This is a genomic window from Treponema socranskii subsp. buccale (assembly GCF_024181585.1).
In the GTDB taxonomy this organism is placed as follows: domain Bacteria; phylum Spirochaetota; class Spirochaetia; order Treponematales; family Treponemataceae; genus Treponema_D; species Treponema_D buccale.
In genome coordinates, this window is sequence record NZ_CP054258.1 from 2,608,295 (window position 1) to 2,622,061 (window position 13,767).

Consider the following 13,767-nt stretch of genomic DNA (forward strand, 5'->3'; position numbering starts at 1 on the left):
AGGGAAAGGGCAACCGGTTTTACGCCGTTATTATCCGTAAAATCCCGTCTTTTAATTCCTGCTTTTTTGCGGGCGTAAGTTCGCTTTTGTCGTGCAGGTCGATGGTGTCGGCAAGGCGCATCGGATTTTTTTTGCACACGAAAATAACGTCGGCAACCGAAAGCGCTTCTTCGATGTCGTGCGTAACGAATAAAATCGTATTTTTTTCTTTTTGATGGATCGCAAGCAAATCGGCAATCATCTTATGTCTGATACCGTAGTCGAGCGACTTGAACGGTTCGTCCATAAGCAAAAGCTCGCTGCCGTAATAAAGGGCGCGCGCAATCGAACAGCGCTGCTTCATACCGCCGCTCAGTTCGTCAGGATAATAGCGCTCGAATCCGGTAAGGCCCGCCATATCGATAAAGCGCTGCACTTCTTTATCGTCGCCTTGGGGATTTACCGATTTGATATTTTGCGCGACGGTCAGCCAGGGAAGAATCCTGTCTTCCTGAAACACATAGCCGATTTTTTTTCCGCCCGTTTGCAGCAAACCTTCAAAATTCGTATCGAGACCGGCAACAATATTGAGCAGCGTCGACTTTCCGCAGCCGGAAGGCCCGACGATAACGGCGATGTCGCCGCCGTTCACAAAAAAAGAAAGACAGTCGATAACCGTTTTGCCGTTGTAGATTTTTTTAAGATTGTTTACGCTGAGCATATTTTTGTTCCTTCGGCACAAACAGCAGAGCAACGGCGGCTTCCAACACATAGTACATGCACACCGACACGACCGTCCACGCGATAATCGCTTCCGGCTCGATGTTCAAACGCGCGTTCACAATTTGCCCGCCGATACCGGAAGAAGTCGTCAGCACTTCGCCCATAACGACCGTTTTGGACGCCGTACCCAAGGCGATCCGCAAGCCCGAATAAAACTGCGGCTTTACGGACGGCCACGTGATTAAAAAAAAGCGCTGCTTTTTCGTATATTTGAAGACGGTTCCCATCTCAAGCAGTTTTCGGTCTACGTGCAAAACCGCATCCTGCACCGAAATCGCGATGATCGGAAAAATCGCAACCGCGACGATAAGGACGGCGGGCTTTCCGTTAAAACCGAACCAGATAATCGCAAGCACGAGCAGCGCAACGGGCGGCACAACCTGCAGTACGCCGAGAACCGGTTTGCACAGTTCCCGGCACGTTTTGCACACGCCGCACACATAGCCGACGAGACAGCCCGCGGCAATGCCCAAAAAAAGCCCGGCGGCAAGCCTGCCCAAAGTTTTTGCCGCTTCGTGCAAAAGATCGGGAGCGGACAAAATACGCGCAAGTATTTTACCGACGGCCGGAATCGGCGGCACTACAAGCGGCGGGTACACCAAAGAGAGTACCTGCCACAGTGCAAGCATGGCGAGCGCCGCTATGCAGTTATTTTTTATAGAGGATTTTTTCATCGGGAACTTTTCCGCCGATCGTCGCCGGATCAAAATCGACTAAAAGCTGCCAAAACTGCTGCAAGTCGGCTTTCGCATCGTATGCGTTTTTATAGATAAGCCCCATGCGCGGAATCGCTCTTTGCACAACCTGCGCTTTCATACCGAGCTTGGAATCGGCAAGAGCTGCCGCCTTGTCGGGATTTTGCAGCACCCAGTTCAGCGCCTTTTCGTATTCTGCTTCAAAGCGTGCGACAAGGTCGGCATTGTCTTTTATGAATTTCGATTTTGCGCCGAAGCCCGCATTCGGAATAATCGTGTTGTCGTCGGTAACTTTTTTCCATTCTTCTTCGAACGAAAACGCGACACGCGCATTTTTATTCTGCATTAAAATCGCCGTAACCTGCGGCTCGATCATCGTCGCATATTGAATTTTTCCGGCAGCCATCATCTGCGCGATTTCCGGACGCGAAGAGTAGATAATCGTTACGTCTTTTTTCGGCGTAAGGCCTGCTTTTTTCATAAAAAACTGCGTGATAACGTCGGGCGGAGAAGACTGCAGCGGAACGTACACGGTCTTCCCTTTTAAGTCCGACCAGGTTTTAAGCGCGGGATCGGTCGTCAAAAAATACGAAACGCCCCACGTGTCCACATTCGTCAGCGTTACGGGAACGCCCTTGTTGTACAGTTTTGCGACGACCGTCAGCGGAAACGCAAACATATCGAAATCGCCGCTCTGCACCATCGCGATAAGTTTTTCCGGCGCATCCCAAATCGTATATTCGATTTTGACGTTTTCGCCGAGCGCATTCGATTCGATCATGCGCAAAACGGGCAAAGCGGGCGGCGCTTTCGGCATACCGATGCGGATCACCTGTTCCTTTGCAAAGGCGGCACAGTTCAGCGCAATAAACAGCGCGGCCGCGGCAGACAGTATTTTTTTCATCTCTGATACCTCCGGATGATTGACACTGTCTAAAAGTTAGCATAAACTAATAATAAATTCCGTTGCCGCTGCAACAAACGGGGAAAAAATGCTGAATTTTTGTGAAAATAAAGAGTCGGAAAAGCCGTTTGTAACTATTATTTTATTTTAGGATTCGGACCGATCTTCTTTTGTTTAAAAAATTTCCCTTCCGCCGGCAGCACGATATACTTGCTGGTATACAGAGTATTCGGTGAACCGTCTTTTATTTCATAGTTTACCGCAATAAGTTTTGTTTGATCGCTTATTTTTGAAATAACCGCCATATTACCGTACTCAGGATCGATAAACGTTTCATATATATTGATACGGAATATATAGACACGGGAGCATTATACGATAATCTCATATCAGTTTATCTATCACACTCTTCCGGTTCGGTATTCGGCGCGTTATTTAAAACCGACAGAAATTTTTCCCGCGACCCCTTTTCCGCCCTTTTTTGAAGATAGGCTGCGGTTTGCATTGCGGACAGCTTTTCACCGATCGCCGAAGCTATAAACTGATTTATTGAAATTTTATCTTCTTTTGATATGCTCATAATCTATATTATATATGAGATAGGCTATCCGTCAATATTTTGAAACTGAATTTACGGATGATTTATATAATGATTGACACTGTCTGAAAGTTAGCATAAACTAATCGACATACCTCGCCGTAAACCGGTGAGGTATGTCGTTCTCAAAAGGTATTGCAGTCGGCTTTAATCCCCTTTGTTACGGCGCCGAGCGCCGGGGTATTAAATCCTCCGCACGAATAATAAATTCCGTTGCCGCAGCAACAAACGGGGAAAAAATGCTGAATTTTTACACGTCGTTTTTAGCGCGAACGGCGGTATTCAAAGGGATTCCCGCCAAAGACATAGACAAAGCGATCACCTGCCTGCGCGGATTTTACCGCGCTTTCGAGTGCGGGCAAGAGATATACCGTTCCGGCGATATAGTCTCTCATGCGGGAATCGTCGTCGAAGGAAGCGTTCACGCCGAACAAATCGGCGTTGACGGCAAAACCGTGCTGCTCAAAGAAATCGGGCGAGGAGAATCTTTCGGAGAAGCGCTGTGCTGTCTCAGACAGGCGAACCCGTTTTTGCGCATTATCAGCGCGGAAAAGACAAAGGTTTTGTTTATTCAACTTCCCTCGGAAGACGGTACAAATCGGTGCGGCTGCCCCTACCGCATAATCGTACTCGAAAATCTGTTGCGCGAAATGGCGCGCGACATTCAGCACCTCAACACGAAAATTCAGCTTTTGGCGCAGCCGACGCTCCGCGACAAGCTTTTGTTTTATCTGCATCTTACGCAAAACACGCTGCACCGCAATTCGTTTACGCTGCCGTTTACACGCGAAAAACTCGCGCAATTCATATCGGCGGACAGGAGCGCCGTCTCGCGCGAGCTGAACCGCATGAAGGGCGAAGGAATTATTCAAATTGAAGGAAAAACGATAACGCTTATGCCAAAAGACACGGATGAGCAAAAAACGGACTTTTAAACAAGCTTTCGCGGTAAATTCCCCTATTTTTTGAATAATTTGTTGCCCGAGCAACAGTCGGCGGCGAGAAAATTCGGTATAAGTTAGATAAGACTAAACGCGTAGGGCTATCAAACCCGAGAGTCTGTCAACGGAGGTGTGATATGCTGAAAAGCAAACATATATTTTCCATCGCAAAAGACAATGTACCGGTAGAAGGGTGTACGGTATCGGAAAACGTGCTGCAAGGCACTGCGTGCAGCATGAATATTTTTTCGATTGCTGCGGGCACAAACATCAGTCCTGAAAGTTACGATTATCCGAAAATCTGGAAGATCGAAGAAGGCGATGCACAAGTACTGTATTTGACGGCGGAAACGCAGGCTCTTCATAAAGGGGACATTTTTATCGTACCGCAAAACATTCCCGTCGGCATACGAAGCAAAACGGGATGCATATATTCGGAAATACTTTTAGATAAGGAGTGTGTTATGAACGACATTTTAAAAAGCGGAAAAATTTTCGCATTAAAAGATCTTCTCCCCTATAAAGACGGAAAGATTGTAAACATGGACCTCGTCGACAGCAACAAAACCAAATTTGTGATTATGGCTTTCGACGCGGGAACGGGATTACCCGAACATTCCGCCCCCGGAGACGCGATTATATTCTGCATGGACGGCGAGGGCATTATCGGATATGAAGGAAAAGAATACCGTATTCATGAAGGCGAAAACTTTAAGTTCGATAAAAACGGCAAGCACTACGTCAAAGCGGAAGGCAAATTCAAAATGGCTTTGCTGCTCGTCCGCGACTGATTGCAGTTTGCACCACAGAGATGTATAGCGTACAGCTGACTTACTTTTAAACTCGGCGATTTGTCAAAAAAAACCGATTGCTTTTGCGGCAGCTGTACGCGCAGAAAAAAGGAGACAGTATGTACGGTGAAGCGGGGCATATATTTTTGGCAAGGCTGGGCAAAACGACGCTGCGTCCCGGAGGAATCGATGCGACCGCATGGCTCATCGAACAGGCAAATATAAAAAGCGATACGAAAATTCTTGAAGTCGCGTGCAATATGGGAAGGACGATGATTCAGCTGTCGAAAAAATTCGGCTGTAAGATCACCGGCGTGGATCTCGATAAAGATGCGCTCAAAAAAGCTGAAGCAAATATCAAAAAAAATCATCTTGAAGATAAGCTGACGCTGATTCACGGCGATGCGCTCGCGCTGCCGTTTGAAGACGCAAGTTTCGACATCGTCGTCAACGAAGCGATGCTGACGATGCTTATCGGCGACAAAAAAGACAAGGCGCTCAAAGAATATTTTCGCGTACTCAAGCCGGGAGGACTGCTTTTAACGCACGACGTCGCTCTCAGGACATCCGATTCCGCCGAGCAAAAAAAACTGCGGAGTGCTTTAAGCAAAGCCATAAACGTGAGCGTTGAGCCGCTCGATGCCGCCGGCTGGGAAGCGCTCTTTTGCAAAAACGGGTTTTCCGTTACGCAAAAATGCGGAGAGATGACGCTGATGAGCCCGCGCGGCATGATCCGTGACGAAGGCCTTGCCGGTGCGCTGAAAATCATACGCAACGCGATGAAAAAAGAAAACAAGGCGATGTTCAAACAAATGTTCCGCTTTTTCAACGGACACAAAAAAGACCTCGCCTACATCTGCAGCTTCGGGACAAAAAATAAAGTATAAGCGGAAATGGAGGAACGGAAACAGCGGCAAAACACGAACGGTGAAAAAAAACCGCTCTCTGTTCGGTTCATATCACAACGAACGATCTCCGCGATAGGCCGTTAAAATCTCGTAGACTCTTACTTCGCTTCTTTGACGATGTATATCGTAATATCCCGGATTGAGAAAAAGAAATCACGATTTCAAATGAAATCACAGCACGATCGCTGCCCAACTTTCGTACCTGCGATTTTGCATAAACCACTCTTTTACAAATCCGCTTTTTATTAATTTTATATATATCGCCGTCGAAAATAAATTCGTAGTCGTCATATAAAATATTATTCCCTTTATAAAATCCGTCGCGCACGGCGGTAAAATATGTATTGCAGTTTTCTACAAAGTATTCGGATCTATCGCAAAATGTAATCACCGGATATCTCCTCATAGAAACGGAAGAATATTTTTATCAACCTTATTAAAAATATCTCCGCTCCTCTTTCCGCTAAAACTCTTCCGCTTCGCTTATAAAACAACCGACGCATTCGGTCGGATATTTTTCGCGCAGTTTTTTAATAATCGATTTCAGTTCCACTTCTTCGTCGCGGTCACAGTAGATGATGTACATCGCATTGAGCTGCGGCCACACCGAATCTCCGAGACGCGGATTACCGTAACCGGCACCCATCACCGAAGGAATTTTCGTAAAGTGCAATCCGACTTTGCGTTCGGCAAATTCCTGTTGAAAATCTTCTTCCAGCGCCTGCGAAAATATGATTTCCATTCGAACGCGCCGTATTCCGTTTGTTTCGTTCATATTGACTCCCATAAAAACTTTTGCAGGAAATAGCAATTTCCGAAAAAGTTTTTAGCCGTGCGCGTAAGCGCACACGTTCAATAGTCGAGTTTGCAAAATAAAGCGTATCGTATTCATGCGTTTTTTATCGAAACGCCACATACACGTCTTCTGCAAACATCCGCGCAAACTCGAGATAAGAACGCTGCGATTTCGAGCAATGCGCAGAAATCGCAAGTGTCTCCCATAAAAGAAAAACGCTTCGGCGTTTTTCGGCTTTAGACTCCAGTGTCGGCGATATTTCAGACGACACTTTTTATCATACCTCCGTTACGCTTCGCGCGCACGAAGCAGTTTTCGCTCAAGCTTCCGCTGCCGTCTCGAATTGACGATATAATACACGGTCGGCATTACAAAGAGCGTCATCAAAGAACCGAAGGTCATGCCTCCGAACACCGTCAAACTTATCGGCTGCATACTTGCCGAACCCTCGCCGGGAAAAAACGCCATCGGCATGAGCGAAATGACGGTCGTAAGCGTACTCATCAAAATGGGGCGCAGGCGGTTTCGCGCGGCTTCGACGCACGCGTCTTCGAGCGCAAGGCCGCGCTTACGCAGCAGATTCGTGTAGTCAACGAGGACGATACCGTTGTTGACGATCGTACCGACGAGAACGAGTACGCCCATAACGGTGACGACGCTCAAACGCGAACCGTTGAGCGCGTAGATCGCGATGACGCCGATAAAGGACAACGGTATCGTAAACAAAACGATAAACGGATCCATAAAGGATTCGAATTGACTCGCCATGACGATAAACACGAGGATCGACGCCATCATGATAATCAAAGCGAAATTTCTCACGGCTTCCATCATATCTTCATAGTCGCCGGAAAATCCGATGCGCATGTTTTCGTCTTTCGGAATATTTTCATTGATAAGCTTTTGAATTGTATCCTGCACTTTATCAAGCGAAAGTCCCGCCACGGGCTTTGCCGTGATGTGAACGACGCGCGCCTGATTTTCGCGCAAAATCGTTACGGGAGAAGTCGTCTCTTCATAGTGCGCGAAATTCGAAAGCGGGATGCGCTCACCCGACGCGTTTACGATCGAAAGCAAATCCAAATCGGCGAGCTTCGCTTTGTCTTTTTTCGAAAGCCTCACTATGACGTCGATGTCGTCGCCGTTGTCGGTATAACGGCTCGCGGTCGTACCGTTGATGAGCGCCGTCACTTCGTTTCCGACCGTATATACGTTTACTCCCAGTTCGTACATGCGCTCGCGGTCAAATACCAATTCGACTTGCGGCAGCCCGTCTTCCAAATCGCTTGAAACTTCGGTAACGACATCCTGCGCCTGCTCTCTTAAAAGCTCTTCAAGCTGAGCGCCGGTAGTGCGGAGTTTGTTCAGATCGTCGCACTTGACATTGATGCTTATACCGCCGGTGGACATACCGTTTTGATTCTGCGCGAAGCTCACTTTAACACCCGGTATTTTATTAAAATATTTTCGAAGCTTCGCCTTTGCCGACTTTTCGTTGTCCCAGCCGGTCTCTCGCTCCTCCGCCGGATACAGCGTAAACGTCACGGTTCCGGTATTCGACCCCGACGTCGATGAAAATATATCCGTACCGCCGACCGTCGTCGACGAATGTTTGACGCCCTTTAATTCCTGTGCCGCAGTCGTTTGAAAGCCGCGAAGGGTATCGTCGGTGACTTCGAGCCGCGTCCCTTTCGGCAGTTCGAATTTGACGGCAACGGTATTCGATGCTGGTTCCGGCATAAAGATAAAGCCGATGAATTTGACGGCAGCGACGGAGAGCACGAACAGAGCGATGAGCGAAAAGATGCACAATTTCCGGCGGTGCAAAACGAATTTGACGCCGCGCGCGTACACGTCGTCGAGGTGCGAAAAAAAGCGCGTAAACCGGCGGTTGATTTCGAACCGCACGCCTTCGCCTCTGTCCGCGAGTTTATCGATGCGGAGATACTTCGAGCTCAGCACGGGCACGAGGACGATCGCGACGACGAGCGAACACAAAAGCGAAAAGATGATCGTCAACGCGAGATCGCTGAAAATCTGTCCCATAATGCCGAGCTGACCTTTGAACATGAGCATCGGAAGAAAAATACACACCGACGTAAACGTACTCGCGCTGATCGAAAGGATCATCTCTTGAGAGCCGAGCACCGCGGCAACGCGCGGCTTTGCGTCTTTTTGCCGGTACGCGTAGATGTTTTCGAGGACGACGATCGAGTTGTCGACGAGCATACCGATGCCGAGCAGCAGACCCGCCATAGAGATCATGTTGATCGAAATTTTCGTAAAGTACATGAGAAAGAGCGTGATGACGACCGACACGGGGATCGCAAGCCCGATGATGACCGTACTCTTAATCGAACGCAAAAAGATAAACAGCACGATGATCGCAAGCAGCGCTCCCTGTATGACGGACTTTACGACTTCCGCAATCGTCTGCTCGATGATATCCGTATAGTTCGACGATTCGATGACATCGACGTCGGACGGCAATTCGACTTTTATAGCCTTGATCGCCTTGCGCACGGCGTGCGCCGCGTTTACGGAATTTTTTCCGCTCTGTTTTTGGATGTTCAGTATAACGCAGGGTGTTCCGTTCAGATAGGCGAGCGTGTTTTCGTCTTTGTAACCTTCGTACACGTCGGCGACATCGCGGAGGCGTACCGTTGCGATGCGCGGCCTCGCAGACTTCGGAGCGGCCGACGCTTTATACGAAATGACGGTATTTTTCAAATCTTCGACGCTCGCGTATTTGCCGCTCGTTTTTATCGTGTAATTGATATCGCCGCTCGTAATCGTACCGCCGGAACTCTGTACGTTTTGCGAACCAATCATCTGCGCGACGGAAGTGATCGAAAGCCCGTACGCTTCGAGCCGGTCGCGCGGTATGTCGACGTTGATCGATTTTTCACGGCCGCCGACGATCCGTGCAGACGCGACGCCGTCGATCTGTTCGAGGCGCGGCTGCACGATATCATTTGCGTATCGACGGAGTTCTTCGGGCGTTCTGTTCCCCTGCAGCGCGAGCGCCATGATCGGCATGAGCGACGGATCGGCTCTGATCGTCGTAGGCGAAGATGCACCCGTCGGCAGATATCTCCGCACCAAATCGATTTTATCGCGTATTTCGGCGACCGCCGCATCGAGGTTCGTACCGTAATTGAATTCCATAAAGACAAGGCTCAAACCGGACGACGACTGCGACTGCATTTTTTTCAAACCGGTCACGCCGGAAAGCACGCTTTCCAATACGCGAGTCAAACTCTGCTCGACTTCTTCAGGTCCCGCGTTTTTATAATCCGTGTGGACGAGCATATAGGGCAGCTTCATATCGGGGTACATATCGACCGGCAGCTGCGTCGTGCAGTAAATGCCGAGCCCGATGAGCGCGATAAATACGAGCAGCACGGTAACGGGTTTATTGACGGAGTATTCCGATAATGTCATTTACGACTTCCTTAATAATTAATAAATTGAATATCGATGCACAAAACGCTTGGAAAATTCCGAATTTTAGAAAACTCGAAATTGACCTAATCTTATTTCAGTTTGCGGCACCGATGATGTTTACCTTTGCGCCGTCGTTTAAGAGCGTCTGCCCTTTTACGACGATTTCATCGCCTGCAGAAAGCCCGCTCGTAATTTCCGTGCGGTTGTCGACGGAAATACCTTCCGTTACCGCCAGCATTTTTACGACGGCGGTTTTATCGCTTTGCGCCTGAGACGCAATTGCAAATATGTACGGCTTACCCGCCCGCGTGATGACCGCTCCCGACGGGACGACGATCGCGTTTTGTATGCTGTCGGTGATGAGGCGGACGCTTCCGTACATGCCGACTTTAATGCGTTCATCGGGCGGAGAAAGATGCAGCTTTACCGCCATCGTCCGCGTCGTCGTATCGAGGACAGGAGACACTTCGACGACCTTTGCCGTAAAGTCGATGCCGGGATAGGCTGCAAACTGCGCGGTCGCCGACTGGCCGCGTTGAATGCGGCTCACAAAGCGTTCGGGAATATTGACGCGGATTTCCAAATCGTCCGTGCTGCCGATCTGCACGACGGGCATCGTCTGAGAAACCGTCGCACCGACCGACGGCATCGATGTGATGATCCTTCCGCTTACCGGAGCGCGCACGGGACTTTCGCTGTACGACATGCCGGGACGGCTCGCGTCGACGTATGCGATCACTTGATCTTTTGCAACCGTATCGCCGATGTTCGAAAGCACGCGCGAAATTTTTCCGCTCATGTCCGGCAGCACGTCGACTGCCGAAACCGATGCGACGTCTCCTCCGAATTCGAGATATTGATCGAGGTTGCCCTTTTCGATTTTATACGTATTAACGGCGTAAACGATATCGTCTCCTTCACCGCCGGCGGCAGCCGTATTTTTTTTACAGCCCGCGATCGAAGCGATTATTAAAACGAGCGATAAGATGCGGGCGATTTGTATAAAGCGATTCGAATATTTCATCGAGTTCCTCCGTTTGTCGTTGCTGCGGCGCTCTTTACCGTCAAATCCGTATTCAACGTTTCTTCGAGATTGAGCAATGCCGTAATATATTGATAGCGCTGATTCGCCAAACCGAGCCGCGCTTGATTGAGCTGACGTTCCGCATCGCGGAGGTCGAGCAGTTCGGTCGTACCGTTTTGATACGAACGCAGCGTCATCGCATACGAGCGCTGCGCGAGTTCGACGTTGCGCTGCATCGAAGCGATCTGGCGTTTTGCCTGATCGAGGGTATTGATCGCAGTGCGCACTTCGAGCTTTTGATTTTCAGTAAGCTGTTCGCGCGAGATTTTAAGCTTTTCGAGATTCGCGCGAAGGTCTTTCGCTTTTTGGCGGTTCGACGAAAACGGCAGCATATTCGTGACGTTCCACGCGAGCGTCGCACTGAACGCGCCGTTATCGTTCCAATTATCCTTATCGAACCAATTCGAATCGAAGGCGTCGCGCAGCATCGGCTGGTAATTCCAATTCAAAGACAGAGCCGGCGAAAAACTTGCAAAGTCGAGCGATGAAAGATTGTGCTCGAGCGTTTCGATATTGTTGTCGAGGGAGCGCAGAGCGAGCGACGAGTTCCCGTACGTCGCGATCAAATCGTCGGCATCGACATCGATAAGAGCGGGATCGATCGAACCCGCAAGTTCGATCTTCGTGCCGGAAGGCATGCCGAGCAAAAACACGAACATATCGAGCTGCTGCGCGAGAGAAGTTTCCGCCTGCTCCGTTTCGGGAATTTGATTTTCATACTGCACTTGCGCCTGCAAAAGCTGCAGTTCGGGAATCCTCCCGTTTCGATAATTCACCGCCGCCTGCACGCTCCGCCGCCGTGCGTTTTCGAGCGTTTCCCGCTGAATCGCGAGGTTGTCCCGCTGCAGCAAAAGACCGAAAAACAGCTTTTTAACATTGGTAATCGTTTTTCGCTCGGTTTGTTCCCGCGTGATTTTGCCGCCTTCGTAGCCTGCCTTTGCCGCACGTATTTGACCGATGTACGCAAGGCTTAAATTCAGTCCCGCGCTCAAGTTCCCGACAGCCGCCCAGTGCATGCTTTCCGTTTCCGAAATCGGCGGCTGAAGGGAGAGTCTACGAAAAAGATTTTGCTGCTCGATCGATGAACTGATATCAGTCGTACGGTTAAGCGTTCCCGTCGCCTGCACGTCGGGCAAAAATACGTTCCACGCGTTGTCGGACGCGCGCTTGGCCATTTCCAAATCGATATCCGCGCTTTTGAGCGTGCGGCTGTGGGCACGCGCATAGGCAACCGCTTCATCGATCGTCAACGTTACCGTCTCGCCGCTTTGGGCAAACGAGTGCAGCACGACGCTTAAAAAAATTAATAATATCGCTTTGTATTTTTTATTATATAGAATCATCTTAGCTCCCAAATACATACAAATTATTAACCGCATACAAAACGCCGAACGGCAGCCGCCCCGGCGTTCACCGCAGCCGACTTTCGCGCCGTTCGAACACAGCCTCTGCAAGTGCCGCGATCGTCAGCTTCCGCCCCTCTTATGAACGGCAGTGTTGCCGATTCCCGATTCCGTCATCGCGTATAATTTTTTCAATGCGGCAAACATACGCTTGTCCGAAAAACCGAGCCTCCGGCAATGGATAAACATCGTAACGACAATCGCGAAAAACCAGCCGAGAACGCGTTGAGAGGTTGGGGGCATACCGATATCGGGAAGCGAAGCGATAAAACGCTTCCAATAAACCGAATCGTATATCGTATCGACAAAATCCGGTGCTTCGGCACGATCGACAAAATCGTTGATACCGATAAGATTCGAACAGATACCGACTGTCTCGGGATACCGTATAAAATACAGCAGTTCCGTTTGTAAAACGGCGTACGTACACTCTTCGCCCGTCGTCAAATCGTTCATATTTTCGGCGATCATAGCGTACATCCGAACGACTTCATTTTTTATAAGCGACTCGACCATTTCGCTTTTATTTTTATAGCGCGAATAGAGCGAGCTTTTTGCCAAATGCAGTTTTTTTGCCAAGCGTTCGATCGTAATACCGGCCGCCCCGTATTCGGACACGACGGAAGCGAGCGCGAGTATTTCGTCGGTGAGCGGCGTTTTTTTTTGCATCGCCGATTTAAACCGCGCGTCGAGCTGTGTGAGCCGTTGCCGTTCGGGAATATTTTTTCCGATACCGTTTTCGATCAACCATGCGATCTTATCGGCAAAAGCGGCGGAGTCCGCAAGTCCCGGTACATTCGTATCGAGCGCGTCGAAACGGAGCAGCGCAAAAATAAAAATCGTCGTTCCGACGTAGATGCCGGTCACATAGAGGTCGATATCTTTAATCGAGCCGTCGCGTGTAAAAAGCGAATCGAACACCCGTATGCTGCGCTTCCGCAATTCCCGTACGAAGACGCCTTCGTCTACGATACATTGCTGCGATTGAAAATACATGACGTATTCGCGGTGATTGACGAGAAAATCAACCGCCTCGGACATCGCTTCGATGCGCTTGCCGTTTCGATAGCATCCGAACATCCGCCGCATGACTTCTGCGATGCCGTCGAACATACGTTCAAACAAGGCCTGTTTGAGCGACGCTTTGCTCGGAAAGTGTTTAAAAATAGCCGCTTTACTGATACCGACTTTTTGCGCGATCTGCGACAGTGAAATATTCGTAAACACCGGCTTGCGGTAAAACGAAAATGCAGCGTCGATTATTTTGTCCCGCGTCGAAACGCCTTCCTTCATACAATTCCCAAACAGTTACGGATGAAAAAGGTTACCGATTGTTCGGTAACTTACAGGACTATAGAGAGTTGTTTAAATTTTGTCAAGAGCAATTAAAAAAATATGTCAGGAGAAATAAAACGTATTATATACGCAGCGTTGCGGG

The 13,767-nt window shown here is 49.2% G+C and carries 12 protein-coding genes; 3 read left to right on the forward strand and 9 right to left on the reverse strand.

Translation table 11 applies throughout. The features are described 5' to 3' along the window. Positions 1–19: 19 nt before the first annotated feature. From HRI97_RS11705 to HRI97_RS11720, 4 genes are all read right to left on the reverse strand, one after another. Entirely contained in the window at positions 20–700 is a 681-nt protein-coding gene (locus tag HRI97_RS11705) for an ABC transporter ATP-binding protein (protein WP_253725632.1), read from the reverse strand. Then, positions 678–1,436: an ABC transporter permease gene (locus HRI97_RS11710; RefSeq protein WP_253725634.1), complete on the reverse strand. Its 759-nt coding sequence runs from the start codon at positions 1,434–1,436 to the stop codon at positions 678–680. Before HRI97_RS11710 ends, HRI97_RS11705 begins: the two co-directional genes overlap by 23 nt. Further along, positions 1,411–2,361 carry an ABC transporter substrate-binding protein gene (locus HRI97_RS11715; protein ID WP_253725636.1) on the reverse strand — a complete coding sequence of 317 codons (951 nt, stop codon included), beginning with the start codon at positions 2,359–2,361 and terminating at the stop codon, positions 1,411–1,413. Before HRI97_RS11715 ends, HRI97_RS11710 begins: the two co-directional genes overlap by 26 nt. Positions 2,362–2,755: 394 nt before the next feature. Next, positions 2,756–2,941: a hypothetical protein gene (locus HRI97_RS11720; protein ID WP_253725638.1), complete on the reverse strand. Its 186-nt coding sequence runs from the start codon at positions 2,939–2,941 to the stop codon at positions 2,756–2,758. Between the two features lie 257 nt (positions 2,942–3,198). Here HRI97_RS11720 and HRI97_RS11725 point away from each other — a divergent pair, with 257 nt between their 5' ends. From HRI97_RS11725 to HRI97_RS11735, 3 genes are all read left to right on the forward strand, one after another. Further along, positions 3,199–3,894 carry a Crp/Fnr family transcriptional regulator gene (locus tag HRI97_RS11725; protein ID WP_253725640.1) on the forward strand — a complete coding sequence of 232 codons (696 nt, stop codon included), beginning with the start codon at positions 3,199–3,201 and terminating at the stop codon, positions 3,892–3,894. 143 nt (positions 3,895–4,037) lie between these two features. Beyond that, positions 4,038–4,691: a cupin domain-containing protein gene (locus HRI97_RS11730; protein WP_253725641.1), complete on the forward strand. Its 654-nt coding sequence runs from the start codon at positions 4,038–4,040 to the stop codon at positions 4,689–4,691. 119 nt (positions 4,692–4,810) lie between these two features. Next, positions 4,811–5,578 carry a class I SAM-dependent methyltransferase gene (locus HRI97_RS11735; protein ID WP_253725642.1) on the forward strand — a complete coding sequence of 256 codons (768 nt, stop codon included), beginning with the start codon at positions 4,811–4,813 and terminating at the stop codon, positions 5,576–5,578. A gap of 484 nt (positions 5,579–6,062) precedes the next feature. Here HRI97_RS11735 and HRI97_RS11740 read toward each other — a convergent pair whose 3' ends face one another. The 5 genes from HRI97_RS11740 to HRI97_RS11760 form a co-directional block, all read right to left on the reverse strand. After that, positions 6,063–6,374 (reverse strand): PG0541 family transporter-associated protein, encoded by a 312-nt coding sequence (locus tag HRI97_RS11740; protein ID WP_253725644.1) that lies wholly within the window; start codon positions 6,372–6,374, stop codon positions 6,063–6,065. A gap of 309 nt (positions 6,375–6,683) precedes the next feature. Continuing rightward, a complete protein-coding gene (locus tag HRI97_RS11745) occupies positions 6,684–9,839 on the reverse strand; it encodes an efflux RND transporter permease subunit (protein ID WP_253725646.1) in 3,156 nt (1,051 codons plus the stop codon). A 97-nt stretch (positions 9,840–9,936) separates the two neighbouring features. After that, a complete protein-coding gene (locus HRI97_RS11750) occupies positions 9,937–10,866 on the reverse strand; it encodes an efflux RND transporter periplasmic adaptor subunit (protein ID WP_253725647.1) in 930 nt (309 codons plus the stop codon). Next, positions 10,863–12,305 carry a TolC family protein gene (locus tag HRI97_RS11755; protein WP_253725649.1) on the reverse strand — a complete coding sequence of 481 codons (1,443 nt, stop codon included), beginning with the start codon at positions 12,303–12,305 and terminating at the stop codon, positions 10,863–10,865. Before HRI97_RS11755 ends, HRI97_RS11750 begins: the two co-directional genes overlap by 4 nt. An 87-nt stretch (positions 12,306–12,392) precedes the next feature. Continuing rightward, a complete protein-coding gene (locus HRI97_RS11760) occupies positions 12,393–13,622 on the reverse strand; it encodes a TetR/AcrR family transcriptional regulator (RefSeq protein WP_253725651.1) in 1,230 nt (409 codons plus the stop codon). Positions 13,623–13,767 lie beyond the last annotated feature (145 nt).

Excerpts from the sequence above, each read along its gene's own strand:
- HRI97_RS11725 (WP_253725640.1), top strand. The coding sequence starts at position 3,199 with ATGCTGAATTTTTACACGTCGTTTTTAGCGCGAACGGCGGTATTCAAA.
- HRI97_RS11710 (WP_253725634.1), bottom strand. The coding sequence starts at position 1,436 with ATGAAAAAATCCTCTATAAAAAATAACTGCATAGCGGCGCTCGCCATG.
- HRI97_RS11720 (WP_253725638.1), bottom strand. The coding sequence starts at position 2,941 with ATGAGCATATCAAAAGAAGATAAAATTTCAATAAATCAGTTTATAGCT.
- HRI97_RS11755 (WP_253725649.1), bottom strand. The coding sequence starts at position 12,305 with ATGCGGTTAATAATTTGTATGTATTTGGGAGCTAAGATGATTCTATAT.
- HRI97_RS11735 (WP_253725642.1), top strand. The coding sequence starts at position 4,811 with ATGTACGGTGAAGCGGGGCATATATTTTTGGCAAGGCTGGGCAAAACG.
- HRI97_RS11740 (WP_253725644.1), bottom strand. The coding sequence starts at position 6,374 with ATGAACGAAACAAACGGAATACGGCGCGTTCGAATGGAAATCATATTT.
- HRI97_RS11760 (WP_253725651.1), bottom strand. The coding sequence starts at position 13,622 with ATGAAGGAAGGCGTTTCGACGCGGGACAAAATAATCGACGCTGCATTT.
- HRI97_RS11705 (WP_253725632.1), bottom strand. The coding sequence starts at position 700 with ATGCTCAGCGTAAACAATCTTAAAAAAATCTACAACGGCAAAACGGTT.
- HRI97_RS11730 (WP_253725641.1), top strand. The coding sequence starts at position 4,038 with ATGCTGAAAAGCAAACATATATTTTCCATCGCAAAAGACAATGTACCG.
- HRI97_RS11750 (WP_253725647.1), bottom strand. The coding sequence starts at position 10,866 with ATGAAATATTCGAATCGCTTTATACAAATCGCCCGCATCTTATCGCTC.
- HRI97_RS11715 (WP_253725636.1), bottom strand. The coding sequence starts at position 2,361 with ATGAAAAAAATACTGTCTGCCGCGGCCGCGCTGTTTATTGCGCTGAAC.
- HRI97_RS11745 (WP_253725646.1), bottom strand. The coding sequence starts at position 9,839 with ATGACATTATCGGAATACTCCGTCAATAAACCCGTTACCGTGCTGCTC.